A 17,273-nucleotide genomic window follows, 5' to 3' on the forward strand; every position below is an offset into this window, starting at 1 on the left:
TCCCCGGCCGCTGCTGCGGCGACCGCGCTCACGCGAGCATCCGTCCGACCCTGCGGTCTGGGTACTCGAGATCGACCGGACCCTCTTGGCGTCCTGAGGGTGCGGTCGCCTGGCGCCAGAGCCTCGATGATCCCGGCGTGTACGCGCTGCTCGCTGAGTTCCGGGCGGATCGCGTACTCCCTGGCACTCATCCCGCCGGACCGCGTGCCTCCTGGCGCTCATCCCGCCGGGTGGTCCGGTTCGCGCAGGTACGGCGGGCGGGCAGGACGCCGGGCTGGGGGCCGCCGGCGGGCCGCGGGCGGTATAGGCGGCGCCGAGGCCGACGCCGAGCGGTGCCGGTGTGACCTCGCGGATCTCCGCATCGGACGCGGAACAGAGGGCACATGTCCCACACGCCGCCGTTCCCCCTGGAGCCGTCCGGCGCGCCGCCCCGGGCGCACGCCCGTACGGCGTCGCGGACGTCGGCCGGACAGGCAGGAAAGGCCGGACAGGCGGGAAAGGTCGGACCGGTAGGAAAGGTCGGACCGGTAGGAAAGGCCGGACCGGTACGAGAGGGAGGGGCGGCAGGAGAGGGAGGGGCGCCATGAAAGTGGGACTCGGTCTGCCCATCGGGGACCCCGGCTCGCTGTCGGCCTGGGCGCGCCGTGCTGAGGACGGTCCGTTCACGACCCTGGCGATGCTCGACCGCCTCGTGTACGACAACCCCGAGCCGCTGGTCACCCTGGCCGCCGTCGCCGGAGCCACCGCGCGGATCCGCGTGATGACCGAGGTGCTGATCGCCCCGGCACGCGAGACGCCTCTGCTGGCCAAGCAGGCCGCGACACTCGACCGGATCTCCGGCGGCCGGTTCACGCTCGGCATAGGGGTGGGCGTGAGGGAGGACGACTTCCGGGCGGCGGGCGTCGATTACCGGCGTCGCGGTCGCCGTCTCGACGAGCAGATGGCGGTTCTGCGGCGGGTGTGGTCGGGCGAGCCGTACGGCCGGGACATCGGTCCCATCGGGCCCGCGCCCGTGCGGCCCGGTGGGCCGGAGGTGCTGTTCGGCGGGTTCGTCCCGGCCACCGCCGAGCGCGTCGCCCGATGGGGAGACGGGTTTCTGGGTGCGATGTTCTCGCCGGAGGAGATGGGCCGGTTCTTCCGCACCGTCGAGAGATCGTGGCAGGAGGCGGGACGTTCCGGCGGTCCTCGGCTGGTGGCCCAGGCCAACGTGGCGCTCGGTCCGGATCGGGTGGTGGATGAGGCCCGGCGGGCCGTCCAGGCGTACTACGCCTTCGCCGAGTACCGGGACCGCGTCGCCGAAGGGATGTTGACCACCCCGGAGGCGGTCCTGCGAGCCGTGGCCGCGTTCGGTGACATCGGCGCGGACGAGGTCATGTTGTACTGCTGGTCCGCCGACACGGACCAGGTCGACCGCATCGCCGAGGTGCTCCACCGCTGATGCGACCGGCGTTCACGGGGCCGGTCGCCGCGCCTGGCGCCGTCGGATCGACCTGGTGGAAAGGTTCGTGGTCGGTCCAGCGGACGAAAGCGCACGCACCAGCGGCAACCAGACACCGAATCTGCCCGATCAGCCGACTGGGCGGGGCGGCGGCGGTGCGTGGGGAAGCCTGGCCACGCCAGTAGCCCAACGGACGGGATCACGGCGACGAACGTGGTCGAAGCGCTCCTGGTGGAGTCGATCGGGAGCCGTCGCCGTCTGCCAGAATCGGGATCATGCTGAGGTTCGGATCCGTCGTGCTGGGTGTCTCGGATGTGCCGCGTGCGGCGGCGTTCTGGATGGAGGCGCTGGGATACGTCCCGCGTGAGGAGATGAAGGACGACTGGGTGGTGCTCGTCCCGGCGGACGGGGCGGGGCCGCACCTGTCGCTCGGGCTCAGTGAGACGCCCGTCCAGGACCAGCCGCGGGTCCACCTGGACCTGTACGCCGGGGACGCGGCCGACCAGGCCGCCGAGGTCGAGCGCCTGGTGGCCTTGGGTGCGCAGCGCGTCGATTGGGACCTCTATCCGGACGACCCCGATTTCGTGGTGCTCGCGGACCCCGACGGCAACCGCTTCTGCGTCATCGACACCAGCCGCGGCTGACCGTACGGGCCGCCGACAGGGGATTTGTCCGGAAATACCCCCGGGGGTAACTTGAGGTCATGGAGATGAACGAGTCGATGGTCGGCGACGCGGTGACGCGACTCCGGCGGGCGCACGGCCAGCTCGCCGGCGTGATCGCGATGATCGAGGCGGGGGAGGACTGCACCAAGGTGCTCACCCAGCTCGCCGCCGTCTCCAAGGCGCTCGACCGGGCGGGGTTCAAGATCGTCGCGAGCGGCCTGCGGTGCTGTCAGGCCGCCCAGGAGCGGGGCGAGCAGCCGCCGATGAGCGTCGCCGAGTTGGAGAAGCTGTTCCTGGCCCTGGCCTGAACCTCGGGGCACGAGCCGCCCCCGGTCCGGCCAGGACCTTTTTCGGACACGCACATACCCCGGGGCGTATGCAAGTGCCGCGCGGGGCGACATGCCCCGGTATGCGCTCAGGTATGGACGCCGTCGCGCAGCTGCGCGAACGCCCGGTCGGCGGCGGAGACGGCCGAGGGGTAGGCGTCGTCCGCGCTCGTGCCCTCGGCGAGCGCCGACCAGTTGCGGCGGGCGAGCACGCGCTGGACCGCGATCACCTGAGCGGCCAGCAGTCGCGCCGCGAGGTCGTCCGCGTCCTCGCCGAGCGCGACCGCGAGGGCCTCCTCGTCGGCGGCCATGTGATGGAACAGACGGGCCACCAGCGAGGGGGTGGAGAAGACCATCCGGTGGTATCCGATGACCTCGGGATCGTCGTTCAGTCCGGTGACCGGGTCGCGCCGCGCGAGGCCGTCGAGGAAGTGCGTGTGGAGCGCGTCCAGCGGGTCGCCCCCGGGCGTGCGGTGCCGTACGACCCGGGCGGCCTCGCCCCTGTGGTCGGCGATGCGGTGCAGGACGAGGTCTTCCTTTGTCGCGAAGTATTTGAACAGCGTGGGCTTGGACACCTCCGCCGCCGCGGCGACCTCGGCGACGGACACCTCGTCGAAGCCGCGCTCCAGGAACAACGAGATCGCCGCCGCGGAGATCGCGTCGTGGGTCCGCTGTCGCTTCAGCCGCCGAAGTCCTGTCACGCCGCCAGCATAGCAACGTGTTAACCGGGTTAATGTATTAACTCGGTTAACCTAGGGTGGTGTGATGAACGGACTCGACGAGGAGAAGGCGTACGCCGAGCGCTGCGACGAGGCGCTGCGCGCGATGCTGGACGGCGCCCGGCTGAACGTCGTCATCGGTGAACAGGTGGCGGGCGACCGGTACAGCGCGGAGCGGCTCGGGCGCCACCTGAAGAGCCTGGCCAAGGAGCTGGCCGAGGAGCCCGGCGGGCCGCCGTTCTTCGGCCGGCTGGACTTCGGCTCGGACGCGGACGCGGGCGACCACCGGGGCCGGCGGTACTACATGGGCCGCCGGCACATCTCCGGCGGGCCGGGCGAGCCGCCCATGGTCATCGACTGGCGGGCGCCGGTGGCGCGGGCGTTCTACCGGGCCGGCGCGGGCGCCACCCACGGCATCGCCGTACGCCGCAGGTTCGGGTGGGCGGAGCGCGAGCTGACCGGATACGAGGACGAGCACCTCGACCGGGGCGAGGACGTGGGAGCCGCGAGCCGGATCGTCGCGGCGGAGATCGAACGCCCCCGCGTCGGTCCCATGCGCGACATCGTGGCCACCATCCAGCCCGAGCAGGACGAACTGGTACGGGCCGAGCTGGAGGAGTCGATCTGCGTCCAGGGCGCGCCGGGCACCGGCAAGACCGCCGTCGGCCTGCACCGCGCCGCGTACCTGCTGTACGCGCACCGGCAGCGGCTCTCCCGGTCGGGGGTCCTCGTGCTCGGGCCGAACCCCGCGTTCCTCCACTACATCTCGGCGGTGTTGCCCGTGCTCGGCGAGGTGGACGTCGCGCAGACCACCATGGAGCGCCTGCTGGCCCGCGAGGCGGCGCCGGCCCGCGCCCGGACGGGAGCCGGGGAGGCTCAGAAGGACGACGTCGCGGCGGCCGCCGTCAAGCACGACGTCCGCATGGCGACCGTCCTGCGCCGGGCCCTGTACGCGCGGGTGCGCCGGCCCGAGGGACCGGTCACCGTGACCGACGGCTCCTACCGGTGGCGGGTGCCGGAGGAGGAGCTGCGCCGCATCGTGGACGACACCCGCCGTGAGGCCGCGCCGTACGCGGTGGGGCGCGAGCGTGTCATCGCCCGGGTCGTCTCCGCGCTGGGACGGCAGGCCGAGGCGCGCGGCCGGAACCTCGACGGGGTGTGGACGCGCCGGACGTCCCGCGCCGCGACGCCGTTCGTCGACGCGGTGTGGCCGGACGTGCGGCCCGAGGAGGTGGTCGCCGAGGTGCTCGGCGACCCGGAGGCGCTGGCACGGGCCGCGGACGGCGTCCTGACGCCGGAGGAGCAGGCGGCGATCCGGTGGGCGCGGCCGCCGCGTACGTACCGGAGCGCCCGGTGGTCGGCCGCCGACCTGGTGCTCCTCGACGAGGTCGCCGGCCTGCTGCGGCGCGCGCCCGGGTACGGCCACGTCATCGTGGACGAGGCGCAGGACCTGTCGGCGATGCAGTGCCGCGTCATCGCGCGCAGGAGCGAGTACGGCTCGATCACGGTGCTCGGCGACCTCGCGCAGGGGACGACACCGTGGGCGGCCCGCGACTGGCGCGACCTGCTCGCGCATCTGGGCAAGCCGGAGGCGCGGGTGATCGCGCTGACGACCGGCTTCCGCGTCCCCGGCGCGGTCGCCCGGCTCGCCAACCACCTGCTGGACGTCCTGGACGTGGACGTGCCGCCGACCCGCTCCTTCCGCGCCGACGGCCGGGTCCGCGTCACGCGGACGCCCGACCTGCCGCGCGCGACGCTGGACGCCGTAGGCGAGGCGCTGCGGCACGACGGGTCGATCGCGGTGATCGCACCGGCCGGAGCGGTGGACGCGCTCACCGCCGGCTTGCGGGAGGGCCTGCCCGGCGAGGCCGTCGGCACGCTGACCCCCGGTGAGCCCACGGACGGCCCTGCCCGGGTCACGGTGCTGCCCGCGTCGCTGGCCAAGGGCTTGGAGTACGACCACGTGATCGTGGCCGAGCCCGCCGACATCGTCGAGGGCGAGGAGCGCGGGCTCAACCGGCTCTACGTCGTGCTGACGCGCGCCGTGTCGCGCCTGGACGTGCTGCACGCGCGGCCGTTGCCGGCCGGCTTCCCCGAGCGGGCCGACCGCTGACCCGCGACTCGCGTCCCGGAATCGCGGCGGTTGGAAATCCGGCGGCGGTTGCGCCATCGTGGACAGGCTCGCGATCATCGGCACCGCACCCGGGGGAACGACGTGAAGAGGCTCATCGCCCGCCTGTGGCGGGCCATCCACGGCCCGATGCAGTGGCGCCTGCTGTGGCTCGTGCACGCCACGTTCATGGTCGGCGTCACCGGGATCGTCCGCGACTCCGAGGGGCGGGTGCTGCTGCTCAAGCACCGCCTGTGGCCGGAGGGCCGCCAGTGGGGCCTGCCGTCCGGGTACGCGAAGCGGTCGGAGACGTTCGAGGACACGGTCGCCCGCGAGGTGCGCGAGGAGACGGGGCTGGAGGTCCGCGCGCACCGGCTCGTCCTGCTCAAGAGTGGCTTCCGGCTGCGGGTGGAGGTGGTCTACGAGGCCGAGTTCCTCGGCGGCACGCTCAGGACCGACGGCTTCGAGATCCTGGAGGCCGGGTGGTTCTCACCCGACGACCTCCCCGAAGGGCTGCAGGAGGGGCACCGCCTGCTGATCAGGGGTGAGACCACCCGGCCCGCCACACCGTGAGGGCCGGTCCCGGACGCGAGGTCCGGTCCCGGCCGAGGTGATCGTCACGGAGCGGCGGCGGGCGTCAGTACTCGACCTTCACCGAGGCCCCGGAGAAGCCCTGGGTGGCGTACAGGCTGACGTAGTGGTAGCCGGTCGCCGGGTTGGTCACCGTCAGGGTCTCGTCGTTGCCGGACCCCGCCGACCGCTGCGTGTACGCCGACGTCGTGGCCCACGAGCCGGCGCTGTAGTAGAGGTCGGCGTTCCCGGTGCCGCCCGACGACGTGATGACGAGCCTGGCCGTTCCAGCCGGGACGTACAGGTAGAAATAGGCGTAGTTGCCGGTGGTCGCGGACACGCCGCTCCGCCGGCAGTTCTTGCCCAGCTCTCGCGTGTCGGCGGAGGTGCACTCCGGCACGGACTGCCCGGAGGTCACGGTCACCTGCCGGGTGGTCGTGCCGGTCGCGCCGCCGTTGTCGGTGACGGTCAGCGTCACCGTGTACGTGCCGGTCGCGCCGTACGTGTGCGAGGGGTTCGCCGAGGTGGACGACGAGCCGTCGCCGAAGTCCCAGCGGCGCGCGGCGATCGTGCCGTCGGGGTCGGTGGAGGCGTCGGTGAAGTTCACGGCGAGGCCGTTCGCGGTGAACGTGAACGCGGCCTGCGGCGCGCGGTTGCCGCCGTTCCCGCCGCCCGCGCAGGCCCCGGACGCGCACGCGGCCAGCCACGTCCACCAGTCGGCGTCGTAGCGGGCGCCGATCGTGCTCGTCAGGAAGGTGCGCGCGCTGTTCCAGCTCCCGGACCGATAGTGGCCGAGGACGGTCGCGACGTCGGCGGCGTGCTTCTCGAACATGTACCGCACCGCGAGGTAGCCCCAGCGGTAGATACGCGTGGTGTCGTGGGAGTAGCTGGTGTCCCACAGCGTGCTCAGCGCGTACGTCCGCTTCGCCGCCTCGGCGATCGCGGCATCGTAGGCGACGTTCCGGTAGGAGTAGGAGACGTATTCGGCGAAGCCCTCGATCCACCAGATGGTCGGGGTGGTGACGCCCGCCTCGAAGTCGCCGTACATGTCGAACCGGCCGTCGAGGTAGTGGGTGTACTCGTGGTTGAGGTTCCAGATCTGGAACGCGGGACGCACCCACTCGGCCTCGTAGGCGATGAAGCGGGGCTGGTTGCCGGCGGCGGCCGGGTCGCCCTCCAGGTACATCCCGCCGTTGTCGGTGTCGATGCCGAAGATCGCCCCCGCGTAGGTCTGGTAGTCGGTGCTCGAGTCGAACACGCAGACCTCGATCGTCGTGTTGTTGTCGTTCGCGACCGGGCGGCCACCGTCCTTGACGAGGTTGTGGAAGTACGCGTCCTGGTTGGTGAGGCTGGCGCAGGAGTCGGCGAGCTGTGCCGCGGTCATGTCCTGGGCGCGGATCCTGATGCTCGGCCCGCAGTCGTGGGTGATGGCGAGGACGGTCGCCGCGAGGCGGGCCTGCAGGTCGCAGGTGCCGTAGGAGGAGCAGTCGCCCTTGTCGTAGCTGTCGGCCATCTCGGCCACGCCCACCCACAGGGGTGCCGTCGGCCCGGTCATGGAGCTGCGCTGGAGGAGGTTCCTGACCAGGGGCCGCACCGTTGCCCGCAGCGGCGCGTGCTGGAGGAAGCGGCCCAGTTCACGGCCCGCGTTCGAGGTCAGGTACGCGCGGTCGGTGCCGAGCAGGTCGAGATGGTTCGTCGCGAAGGCGTTCAGGGTGTCGAGCACGCCGGGGTCCGCCTGAACGGCGGTCACGAACGCCGGGACCTGGTGGCCGCGGAAGAGCACCGTGTAGACGTTGTTGACCGCGGTCAGCATCCACCAGTACGCGTCGTAGGCGCTGGTGTAGCCGTTCAGCAGCCGCTTGACCACATAGAGGTAGCGGTCGTTCTCCTCGGCGCTGTCGATCAGCGTGACGGCCTCGGCGAGCACCTCGCCGTTGGCGTCGCCGACCGTCGAGGACCGGGAGTTCGCGAAGAACGCGTCCAGCCCCGACTGGATCGCCGTCTTCAGCGCGGGCCCGTACGCGCCCACGGTCGAGGGGTTGTACCAGTGCACGTAGTAGCCCGCGCGCAGATAGAGCACGAGTTGGGCGGTGCCGGTGCTGTTGTCGCCGGGATAGGTGGCCGCGTTGTCGCGCAGGCCGTAGGCGACGCTCGTCATCTGCGATTCCCGGAACGCGGCGGCAGCGTCGGAGCCGGTCAGGGTGAAGAGCGTGTTGACGCACTCCGTGGTGGACGACCTGATCTGCTGGACGAGGGCGTTTCCGGTCCGGCCGGTGAAGTCGCTCACGTTGCACGCGGCGGCCGCCTTGGCCTGCGCGGCGGACGTCGCCTTCTCTTTCAGGGACGGGCGCGGGTGCGCCGGGGCGGGCTGGGGCGAGTCGTAGTCACGCCGCAGCCGCTCGGAGGAGGAGGGGAGCGGCGGCCGGTCGCTGACCGGGAGTGGCGAGCGCCGGACGTGGTCGGCGCCGTCGCCTCCGAGCAGCGCCGGCGCGGGGGGCGGGTTTTCGCCCGCCGACACGGTCGTCGCCGGTGCTTCGGCGACGGCGACGGCCGCCGGTTGGAGGGCGAGCCCCAGACCGAGGACGGGGGCGAGGGCGAGTGCGGCCAGTGACAGCCTTCTGCGTGCGCGCAGGGGTGGGGTGACTCCCACGTGCGACCTCCGGGGGGTGTCGAGGAACGAGCGTGAGGTTGGATGTGACGGGGGATGTCGCGGCGGCCCGGAACGCGCCGGGGCGCGGCGGGACGCGGCGGGGCTCCGCTGTGGGCGGGCCAGGTGGCTCCGGGGGATTCGCCGCCGGAGAATCGAAGGGGTGTGCCGCCCGTAGTTTGATGACGAAATCGCGCCGGCGGCCATAAGCGGGCACATAAGTCTTCGTTATGGCCGAGGTATGGCCGGGGGTATGGCCCGGGGCATGGCCGAGGTATGGCCCGGGGCATGGCCGCTACCACGCGCGCCGCGGCCTGACCTGTGGCGGGAGCGGATCGGGGTGGCCCGTTCCAGATGGGGGGCCGCCCGGTCCGCGCGGCGTACCTCCCGGCGCTACATCGGGCCGATGAGGCGGTGCTCCCAGGCCCAGGCGGCGATCTCGACCCGGTTGCGTACCTTGAGCTTGGCCTGGACGGCGGACACGTGGCTCTTGACCGTGCTGAGCGAGATGAACAGCTCGGCGGCGATCTCCTGGTTCGTACGGCCCCGGGCGATCGCCCGGACGACCTCGACCTCCCGGCCGGACAGCGGCCGGTCGGGCGCCGCGCCGGCGGTCAGGTCGGCCTTCAGGTCGGCGGTCAGGTCGGCGGTCAGATGGCGCAGCAACCGGACGGTGACCGACGGGGAGACCAGGGCGTCGCCGGCGTGCGCCGCCCGCACGGCCTCGACCAGCAGCGCGGGGCCCGCGTCCTTCAGGAGGAAGCCGACCGCGCCGCCGCGCAGCGCGCCGTAGACGTACTCGTCGAGGTCGAAGGTGGTGACCACGACGACGCGGAGCGGGTCGGCGACGCCGGGGCCGGCCAGCGCGCGGGTGACGTCGATGCCGTCGAGACGAGGCATCCGTATGTCCACCAGGCACACGTCCGGGCGCAGCCGCCGGGCCAGCTCGACCGCCTCGGCGCCGTCCGCGGCCTCCGCGACCACGCTGATGTCGGGCTGGTCCTCCAGGATGAGCCGCAGCCCGCCGCGGACCATCGCCTGGTCGTCCGCCAGCAGGACCCTGATGGTCATCGCCGCTCCCGCGCCGGGACGGGCAGGGTGGCGAGCACGGACCAGCCGGCGTCCTCGCGCGGTCCGGCGCGCAGCGTCCCGCCGAGCACCTCGAGGCGCTCCCGCATCCCGACGAGGCCGTACCCGCGGCGACGGGGGTACCGGCCGGGTGGGCGCGGCGCGTCGTCGGTGACCTCGACGGTCACGGCGTCCCGAGCCTGTGTGACGCCGACGGTGACGGTACGGGCCTGCGGGGCGTGGCGGGCGATGTTGGTCAGCGACTCCCGCACGACCCGGTAGACGGTGCTCGCCACCTCGGGCGGCCACGTCGCCGCCTCGTCGTCGTCCGGCAGCCGCAGGCGTACCGTCCTGCCGTCGCCGCCGAAGCGGCCGACCAGATCCTCCAGACGCTCGGGGGAGTACGTCGCGGGGGCGGCGCCGTCGGCGTCCCGCAGCAGGCCGACGACGCGGCGCATCGCGGCGAGCGCCTCGGAGCCGGCGGCCTCGATGCCCGCGAGCGAGGCGTCCACCTTCTCGGGACGCTTGCGCGCCACGAGCTGGGCCGCCTGCGCCTGGAGCACGATGCCGGTGACGTGGTGGGCGACCAGGTCGTGCAGCTCCCTGGCCAGCGCCAGGCGCTCGTCGCGGCGTACCTTCTCCGCCGCCGCCCTCCGGCGGGCGCCGAGCAGCCGCGGCGTCAGCCCGGCCGCGACGGCGGCGAGCCATCCCGCGCCGTTCAGCATCGTGACCGCCGGGACACCGAGCGCGAGCGTACGGGCGCTGAGCAGGCTCGCGGCGACCACCGCCAGCCCGCCGGCCGCGACCGCGCCTGCCGATCGGGCCGGGAGCGTCCTGACCGCGGAACCGACGAGCACGGACAGGCCGAGGGCCATCGCGGGGCCGGGCTCGGCGGGCAGCCCGCCGAACAGGGCGGCCGGGATCGCGACCGCCGCGACAGCCAGCCCGGCGATCGCCGCCCACGCGCGCTCGCGCCGGCGCAGCAGGGCGATCAGGCACACCACCGCCCCGGCGGCGCAGTCGAACTGCCAGTAGCCGCCTCCCCAGCTCTCCGCGATCCGGGACGCCCAGAACGCGAGCACCGCGGCGAACACGACGGCGAGCCCGATGTCGGACGCGTTCCTGGCCCGCCCGGCCAGCCACTCGGGAACGTTCACAAGCGTCGAGGCTACGAGATGACCACCGGCGGGCCGTACCGGCCGAAAGTACGATCCCGCGGCGGAGAACCCTGCTTTCGGCCGGTCCCGCCGCCGGGCGGCGGCACTCAGGATGAACGCCATGTCAGATGCAGATCGTTCTCCGGCCATCCGGATCGAAGGTGGTGCGTACAGCGGCGGACGTCCGGCGGACCCCGCCCGCGCCGACGCACAGGACGGCCCCGCGACCGCCTCTCCCAGTACTTCTCCTGGGCGTCCCCGCATCGCCGCGCTCGACGTCGTGCGCGGGTTCGCCCTGTGCGGGATCCTGCTCGCCAACGTCCAGCCGATCGCGAGCGTCGTCGACCTCCTCGCGCCGGGGTCGGCGGGCGGCCCGGTGGAGGAGTGGATGGGCCTGCTCGTCGAGCAGCGCTTCTATCCGATCTTCTCCCTGCTGTTCGGGATCGGGTTCTCGCTGCTGCTGGAGTCCGCCGCGGGTCGCGCCGCCCATCCGCGCGTGCTCCTGCTCCGTCGGCTCCTGGTCCTGCTCGTGATGGGCGTGGCGCACTTCCTGCTGCTGTGGCGGGGCGACATCCTGAGCACCTACGCCGTGCTCGGCCTGCTGGTGCTGCTGCCCTCGACCTGGCTGCCCCGATGGGCGGTGGCCGCCCTCTCTCCCGTGCTCGTCGTGGCGTCGTGGTTCATGCACGGCGACCGATTCCTGCTGATCGCCGGGCTGTTCCTGCTGGGCTCGGCACTGGCCCGATATGGAGTGATCGACCGGATCGAGCGGTCGACCCGGGTGCCCGCCGTGCTCGGCCTGGTCTTCGCTGTCGCGGCGGCGCCCGCCCTCTGGTGGCAGGTCACGTCGCGGCTCGAGGACATGGACCTGTGGGCCCCCTCCTCCCTCGCCGTGTCCGGGACGCTGCTCGCGGGCGTGTACGTGTGCGCGATGCTCGTCCTGCTCAGGACGCCGCTGCGGGCCGCGCTGCAGGTCGTCTTCGCGCCGCTCGGCCGGATGGCGCTGACCAACTACCTGACCGCCACGGTCCTCGTCCTGGTGGCCGCGCGGCTGCTCGGCGTGCCGGTCGGCCGGTCGTGGACCGCGATGCTCCTGACCGCCGGCGCCATCCTCGCGCTCCAGTGGTTGTGGTCCACCCTCTGGCTGCGCCGGTACCGCTTCGGCCCGCTTGAGTGGCTCTGGCGGTGGGCCACCTGGGGGCGCCGCCCGGCCCTGCGCGTCCGTTGATTCTCTCGCGGGGCCCGCGGCGGGTCTGTCACAGGGAGCAGACCGCCGGGATTTCCTCGGTGTGCCGGACGATCCGCTCGACGACCTCGATCACGTCCGAGGCGGGAAGCCGGACGGCCTCGCCGTCGAGCAGCCGGTAGGAGATCCACTCCTCGCGCACCCACACCTGCCACGCGCCGCGCTCCTGCCGCAGGCTCCCGTCGCAGGACAGGTGCGCGCGCAGGCCGCGGGCGGCGAGCAGCGCCTGGATCCGCTCGGCGCACCGGCGGCGCGACCACGGCCGGGGCCGTTCCGAGGGGAGGCGCGGGGCGTACTCCGGGACCGGGAGGGGGACCGGGGCGGCGAGCGGGACGGGGAGCGGGACGGGGAGCGGCACGGGGAGAGGCACGGGGAGAGGCACGGTGAAGAACACCGCCTTCCCCGGCGCAGGCGACGCTCCGAGGCGGCCGCGGGTCGGGTGGACGCCCCAGCGGCCGCCGTGCTCGGTGGTCAGCACGTCCACCAGATGCAGGCCGCGCCCGCCGGCGGAGTCCGTGGGCGGCGACTGTGGCGGGCGGCGCAGCGGCCCCTTCCACGTCACGGGGTCGAACACCTTGAACACGATCTCCGGCCCGGCGTGCCGCCGCAGGTAGGCCCACATCTCCGGGCGACCTCCGCCGGGAGGCGTGGTCCGGTACGCGTGCAGGAGGGCGTTGGTGGCGAGCTCCGAGGCCATCAGCGTGACGTCGCAGGTGACGTCGCGCGGCAGGCGGAACTCGCGGCACAGGGCGCGCGCGATCGACCGGGCGAACTCGGCGCAGGTCGCGTCCAGCGGCAACGGCCAGGCGGGGAAGCCGCCGTCGCTCAGCCTCGTCGAGATGTCCATGGCACGTTTCCGGTACGGACGTCACCCCTGATCGGCATCATGTCGGGCTCCTTGGTGCTGTTCGGGGCGAAACGGTGGTGGGCAAAACGGTGGTGGGCAATGGGAGAGACAGCCGGAAGTTTCTCCCGAGAATCAGGCCGCCGGTTATTCATTGCCGCATAATTTCCCGTTATGGATCTCGATATCCGGCATCTCCGTATGATCTGTGCCATAGCGGAGTCGGGCAGCCTGACCAGGGCCGCGGCCCAGGTGGGGCTCTCCCAGCCGGCCATGACGAACCTGCTGCGCCGGGTCGAGACCCTCATCGGGGGCGAACTTTTCGTCCGCAGCCGCACCGGGGTGGAGCCGACGCCGCTCGGCGACCAGGTCATCGCCCGCGCCCGGATCGTCCTTTCCGAGGTCGACGTGCTGTTCGGCGACCTGCGCGGGCCGTCCGAGACCGGATCGCTGCGGCTGGGCTCGGTCCACGTCGGCTGCGTGGGCAGCATCGTCAACCAGGTCGGCGACGTCCTGCCCGGACGCGAGATCTCACTGCGCATCGAGCCCTCCGCGGTGCTGCTGGCCGAGGCGCTCACACACGGGCGGCTCGACGCGGCGCTGCTCGGCGTCATCGAGGGGTTCGGCGTCACGCTGGCGCCGCCGGTCGCCAGCCGGACACTGGTCCCCAGGTATCCGATTTTCGTCGCGCTGTCGGCGGCGCACCCGCTCGCCGGAAACGAGGAGATCCGGCTGGCCGACCTCAGGGACGAGGCGTGGATCAGCCCGCCGGGGGCCGACGACGGTTCCCTCGCCGCGCTGCGGGCCTCGTGCCGGGCGGCCGGCTTCGAGCCCGACGTGCGCTTCGAGGCGCCGAGCGGGGCCGCCCGCCCCCTGGTGGCGGACGGCCACGGCGTGCGGCTCGTCGATCCCTGCTGGCCCGCGCCGGAGGGCACCGCCGTACGGCCGCTCGCGGGGGAGCCGCAAGTGGCACGGCTGCTCGTCGCGTGGCGCAGGGACCGCCTGGGCGACGCGACCGCCGGGGCGCTCTATCGCGGCCTGGCCGCGGCGTTCATCGACCATGTGCACGACAACCCTGTCTTCGGACGCTGGTGGGAGGCGCACCCCGAGGTGCATCCGCTGGTGTGAGACCGCTCGCCGGCCGGGTCTCCGTGACCGCGTTCAGCGCCGTTCCACCCGGAGGGAAATGATCGTGCCCGGAGGGATGTAGGCCGAGGAGACGACCCCGGCGGGCTCCCAGGGGCCGACGTTGTAGGCGTAGCCGACGGCCGGGTTGACGTGCAGCACGGTCACGGCCACGCGGTGCTCGCCGGTGCCGCTCGTGCAGTAGCTCGACGCCGTCGATCCGCTGACGGAGGTCGTGCAGTTGTCGGGAAGGGCGTTGGCCGCGGGCGCGGTACCGGCGAGCAACGCCGACGTGAGGAGCGCCGCCGCGGGGAGAGTTAAAGCCCACTTCCTAGATGTCACGTTCCGCCTCCGGATCCTGTGAACAGCGGGAAAGCAGTTTTCCATTAGGAAACTTTCCTAATCAAAACGCCATTGGAGGTCCGCCGTCAAGAGCCCGCGGCATCTCGTCCCGCTCGTCTCGGGTCCGGAGCGGTGGATGATCGTAGGGTTCCAACCGAGCGGTGATGCGGGGTGCGCCGATGCGGGCCAGGTTGCGGAAGCTGTGGATCGGCGGGCGGGCGTTCCTGTGGCGCGCCCGGATCCGCTGCGTGCGCGGCGAGGGCGACTGCCATCGGTGCATCCGGGTGCGGATCTGGGGCGCGGGCAAGAACAGCCGGGCGCTGCAGGCCGACCTGTTGTCGAAAAGCTGGCCTGCGCCCTGGGGCGCATGTGCCGCCGACGGCGCGTACCCGACCTCACAGGACGTGCGGGCACTCGTCGTGTATGCCATGGAGCACGGTTGGGAGCCCGATGTCCGTGGTGGCACGCACATCCTGACCGAGAGCGAGCATGCGTCCACGCTGGAGCTGTCCGGCTTCCTGATCACCGATCGTCTCCGCCTGCCGGAGGCGCCGGATCCGACCGCGCGGGTGATCCGCGCCTTCGTCGATGACCAAGGCGCGGCACACCCGTCTCACCGCGATGGAAGGCGTCGGGAATCACGCGTCGACGGCGGAGATCGTCGTGGCGGTGGCTCCGAAACCGGCCCGGCTCCTACCGGCTGATCTGACGTGGCGCCGCCAGTGCGAGGAGTTTGTCCGGATTGCGGATGGCGTAGAAGTGGGTGATCTTCCCGCCGGCGACGTCGGCCAGGAAGATCCCCTCCAGGTGGTCGCCGCTGTAGGCGACGAGCGCGGGCGTGTTGTTGCAGTTCACCGACTCGATCCGCGTGTCCGCGCGGAAGATGCCCAGGAGGAGCGCGGCCACCTTCTCCGCGCCCACCACACGGACCGTCGCCAGGTCCACGTCCGCCCACCGGAGATAGCTGGTCCTGCGGCCGACGGGGGAACCTCAACCAATGTCGAGGTCGGTCGGTAGGCTTCCGGCATGCCGAAGCTTCCCCTGGACATCAAGGAGCTCACCGTCGGGCAGCTCGCCGAGCGGTCGGGCGTCGCGGTGAGCGCGCTGCACTTCTACGAGGCGAAGGGGCTCATCCGCAGCCGCAGGACCTCCGGAAACCAGCGCCGCTACCCCCGCGAGACCCTGCGCCGGGTCGCCGTCATCCGCGTGGCGCAACGCGTCGGCATCCCGCTGCGCGTCGTCGCCGAGGCGCTGGACACCCTTCCGGAGGGCCGTACGCCGACGATGGAGGACTGGGCGCGGCTGTCCACCGAGTGGCGGGCCGAGCTGGACGCCCGCATCGACCAGCTCACCCGCCTGCGCGACCGGCTGTCCGACTGCATCGGATGCGGCTGCCTGTCACTGGACCGGTGCGTGCTGCGCAACTTCGACGACCGGCTGGGCGACGCCGGCCCCGGCCCGCGCCGCCTGCTCAGCCGGCGCGTCGCGCACGAGGACCCGTTCACCTCGTCCTGACGCTCACTGGGGAGCGGTGACCGGCCGCCACGGCACCGGGCTGGACAGGACCATGGTGCTGGACGGCCTGCCGTACTGGGCGAGCAGGTCGATCAGCCCCTCGAACTCCTCCATCGACGGCACCGCGACCAGGAGCAGGCAGCAGGTGTCGCCGGTGACCCGGTACACCTGGAGGATCTCCGGCCGGGTCAGTGCCTCCTCGTCGCGGAGCACGCACCGGGGGCCGTAGCAGGACATGCGGATCAGCGCCCGCACCGTACGCCCGGCGAGCCCCAGGTCCACGTGGGCGTGGTAGCCCGAGATCACCCCGGACTCCTCCAGCCGCCGGACCCGCTCCGCCACGGCGGGCGCCGACATGTGCACCCGGCGGGACAGCTCGCTGTACGACAGCCGCGCGTCCGCCTGCAACTCGGCCAGGATCGCCCAGTCCATCGCGTCCACGACCGCGCCTCCCGATCACTCCGCGCCGCAGCGCCCGACGATGTGCGAACCGCCGAGCGGCTACGCAAAGCGAACCGCCGATCTGGCTTCCGAACGGAAGGTCCAAACGGCATATCGCCTTTGTCATGTTATTTCATGCTTTGCCGGGGAGGCGGATCATTGGAGGTGGAACGAGGAGGGAGCCATGAGAACGCCCACGGTGGACTTCTCTCACCGCACGCCGTATGACGAGTACGTCGGCACCGACGTCTTGCACGCGCTCCTCAGACCGCGGACCGACGTGCCCGAGGAGCCCGCGTTCCTGGTGACCACGCAGGTCATGGAGCTGTACTTCGGACTGATCAGAACCGAGCTGCGGTTGGCCGTGCGACGGCTGGACGAGGACGACGCGGTCGGGGCGACCGCCGTCCTGCGCCGGGTCACGCGCTATGTGGACGTGCTGAACGCGGCCTGGTCGGCGCTGGGCACGCTCACCCCGCCCCGGTTCAACGCCTTCCGCGAGAGCCTCGGCGAGGCGTCCGGGTTCCAGTCGGCGATGTACCGCCATGTGGAGTTCCTTCTCGGGAACAAGTCCGAGCCGCTGACCCGCCCGCACCGGGGGAGCCCGGAGGCCTACCGGGAGCTGCTGGCCGCCCTGCGCGCGCCGAGCCTGTACGACGCCGTGCTGGCCCTGCTGTCCCGGAACGGCCACCCGATCCCTTCGGCGACCCTCGCCCGCGACCCGGCCGAGCCGTACGAGCCGAGCCCGGTGGTGGAGGCGGCGTGGGTGCGTGTCTACACCGAGCTCGGGCCGGGCGACGCCCTGTGGGAGCTGGCCGAGGCGCTCACCGACGTGGCCGAGCGGTTCTCGGAGTGGCGGCACCGCCATCTGATGGCGGTGCGGCGCACGATGGGCGCCAAGATCGGCACCGGCGGCTCCAGCGGCGCGGGCTGGCTGGAGCGCTCGATGGGGCGGGACGTCTTCCCCGAGCTGTGGTCCGCCCGCACCGCCATGTGACACAGCCGCAGAGCACGCACCGGGCCCGGGCCGCCTCGGAAGGGGAGGCGACCCGGGCCCGGT

The 17,273-nt window shown here is 72.5% G+C and carries 18 protein-coding genes; 10 read left to right on the plus strand and 8 right to left on the minus strand.

Features of this window, described 5'->3' with window-relative positions:
* Positions 1-583 precede the first annotated feature (583 nt).
* From AWQ68_RS33105 to AWQ68_RS33115, 3 genes are all read left to right on the plus strand, one after another.
* Complete coding sequence (locus tag AWQ68_RS33105) at positions 584-1,438, plus strand: LLM class flavin-dependent oxidoreductase (RefSeq protein ID WP_066948309.1); 855 nt, start codon at positions 584-586, stop codon at positions 1,436-1,438.
* A gap of 275 nt (positions 1,439-1,713) precedes the next feature.
* A complete protein-coding gene (locus AWQ68_RS33110; RefSeq protein ID WP_066948312.1) occupies positions 1,714-2,082 on the plus strand; it encodes a VOC family protein in 369 nt (122 codons plus the stop codon).
* A gap of 59 nt (positions 2,083-2,141) precedes the next feature.
* Positions 2,142-2,411 (plus strand): metal-sensitive transcriptional regulator, encoded by a 270-nt coding sequence (locus AWQ68_RS33115; protein ID WP_066948314.1) that lies wholly within the window; start codon positions 2,142-2,144, stop codon positions 2,409-2,411.
* A gap of 107 nt (positions 2,412-2,518) precedes the next feature.
* On the opposite strand, the gene AWQ68_RS33120 is transcribed toward AWQ68_RS33115, so the two are convergent.
* Positions 2,519-3,130 carry a TetR/AcrR family transcriptional regulator gene (locus AWQ68_RS33120; RefSeq protein ID WP_066948317.1) on the minus strand — a complete coding sequence of 204 codons (612 nt, stop codon included), beginning with the start codon at positions 3,128-3,130 and terminating at the stop codon, positions 2,519-2,521.
* Positions 3,131-3,194: 64 nt separating this feature from the next.
* On the opposite strand from AWQ68_RS33120, the gene AWQ68_RS33125 reads away from it, so the two are divergent.
* Entirely contained in the window at positions 3,195-5,261 is a 2,067-nt protein-coding gene (locus tag AWQ68_RS33125; protein WP_066948320.1) for a HelD family protein, read from the plus strand.
* A gap of 102 nt (positions 5,262-5,363) precedes the next feature.
* Entirely contained in the window at positions 5,364-5,831 is a 468-nt protein-coding gene (locus AWQ68_RS33130; protein ID WP_066948323.1) for an NUDIX domain-containing protein, read from the plus strand.
* A 64-nt stretch (positions 5,832-5,895) separates the two neighbouring features.
* Here the strand turns inward: AWQ68_RS33130 and AWQ68_RS33135 are convergent, their stop codons facing one another.
* From AWQ68_RS33135 to AWQ68_RS33145, 3 genes are all read right to left on the minus strand, one after another.
* Positions 5,896-8,478, minus strand: coding sequence for a collagenase (locus AWQ68_RS33135; protein ID WP_218007134.1), 2,583 nt, complete (start codon positions 8,476-8,478; stop codon positions 5,896-5,898).
* Between the two features lie 390 nt (positions 8,479-8,868).
* Positions 8,869-9,546, minus strand: coding sequence for a response regulator (locus AWQ68_RS33140; RefSeq protein ID WP_066948326.1), 678 nt, complete (start codon positions 9,544-9,546; stop codon positions 8,869-8,871).
* Positions 9,543-10,700 (minus strand): sensor histidine kinase, encoded by a 1,158-nt coding sequence (locus AWQ68_RS33145; RefSeq protein WP_245656346.1) that lies wholly within the window; start codon positions 10,698-10,700, stop codon positions 9,543-9,545. The genes AWQ68_RS33140 and AWQ68_RS33145 overlap by 4 nt, the downstream gene beginning before the upstream one ends.
* Positions 10,701-10,821: 121 nt before the next feature.
* Between AWQ68_RS33145 and AWQ68_RS33150 the strand changes: the two genes are divergently transcribed.
* The gene (locus AWQ68_RS33150; RefSeq protein WP_084464677.1) at positions 10,822-11,928 is read left to right on the plus strand and encodes a DUF418 domain-containing protein; all 1,107 of its coding nucleotides are present in this window, start codon (positions 10,822-10,824) and stop codon (positions 11,926-11,928) included.
* A 28-nt stretch (positions 11,929-11,956) separates the two neighbouring features.
* On the opposite strand, the gene AWQ68_RS43000 is transcribed toward AWQ68_RS33150, so the two are convergent.
* A complete protein-coding gene (locus AWQ68_RS43000) occupies positions 11,957-12,793 on the minus strand; it encodes an ATP-binding protein (protein WP_066948329.1) in 837 nt (278 codons plus the stop codon).
* Positions 12,794-12,964: 171 nt separating this feature from the next.
* On the opposite strand from AWQ68_RS43000, the gene AWQ68_RS33160 reads away from it, so the two are divergent.
* A complete protein-coding gene (locus AWQ68_RS33160; protein ID WP_066948332.1) occupies positions 12,965-13,918 on the plus strand; it encodes a LysR family transcriptional regulator in 954 nt (317 codons plus the stop codon).
* Positions 13,919-13,951: 33 nt separating this feature from the next.
* Here the strand turns inward: AWQ68_RS33160 and AWQ68_RS33165 are convergent, their stop codons facing one another.
* A complete protein-coding gene (locus AWQ68_RS33165) occupies positions 13,952-14,200 on the minus strand; it encodes a hypothetical protein (RefSeq protein ID WP_066948334.1) in 249 nt (82 codons plus the stop codon).
* Between the two features lie 305 nt (positions 14,201-14,505).
* Between AWQ68_RS33165 and AWQ68_RS33170 the strand changes: the two genes are divergently transcribed.
* On the plus strand, positions 14,506-14,961 hold the full coding sequence (locus AWQ68_RS33170; protein WP_218007135.1) for a hypothetical protein: 456 nt from the start codon (positions 14,506-14,508) through the stop codon (positions 14,959-14,961).
* Here the strand turns inward: AWQ68_RS33170 and AWQ68_RS33175 are convergent.
* Complete coding sequence (locus tag AWQ68_RS33175; protein WP_066948338.1) at positions 14,951-15,202, minus strand: sigma-70 family RNA polymerase sigma factor family protein; 252 nt, start codon at positions 15,200-15,202, stop codon at positions 14,951-14,953. The genes AWQ68_RS33170 and AWQ68_RS33175 overlap by 11 nt on opposite strands.
* A gap of 81 nt (positions 15,203-15,283) precedes the next feature.
* Between AWQ68_RS33175 and soxR the strand changes: the two genes are divergently transcribed.
* Entirely contained in the window at positions 15,284-15,772 is a 489-nt protein-coding gene (gene soxR, locus AWQ68_RS33180; RefSeq protein WP_066948339.1) for a redox-sensitive transcriptional activator SoxR, read from the plus strand.
* A gap of 3 nt (positions 15,773-15,775) precedes the next feature.
* Here soxR and AWQ68_RS33185 read toward each other — a convergent pair whose 3' ends face one another.
* Positions 15,776-16,204, minus strand: coding sequence for an Lrp/AsnC family transcriptional regulator (locus AWQ68_RS33185; RefSeq protein ID WP_084464683.1), 429 nt, complete (start codon positions 16,202-16,204; stop codon positions 15,776-15,778).
* Positions 16,205-16,397: 193 nt separating this feature from the next.
* Here AWQ68_RS33185 and AWQ68_RS33190 point away from each other — a divergent pair, with 193 nt between their 5' ends.
* Positions 16,398-17,210: a tryptophan 2,3-dioxygenase gene (locus AWQ68_RS33190; protein WP_066948343.1), complete on the plus strand. Its 813-nt coding sequence runs from the start codon at positions 16,398-16,400 to the stop codon at positions 17,208-17,210.
* The last annotated feature ends 63 nt before the right edge of the window (positions 17,211-17,273 follow it).

Origin of the sequence: Microtetraspora fusca, assembly GCF_001570365.1 — a bacterium.
Classification (GTDB): Bacteria; Actinomycetota; Actinomycetes; order Streptosporangiales; family Streptosporangiaceae; genus Microtetraspora; species Microtetraspora fusca.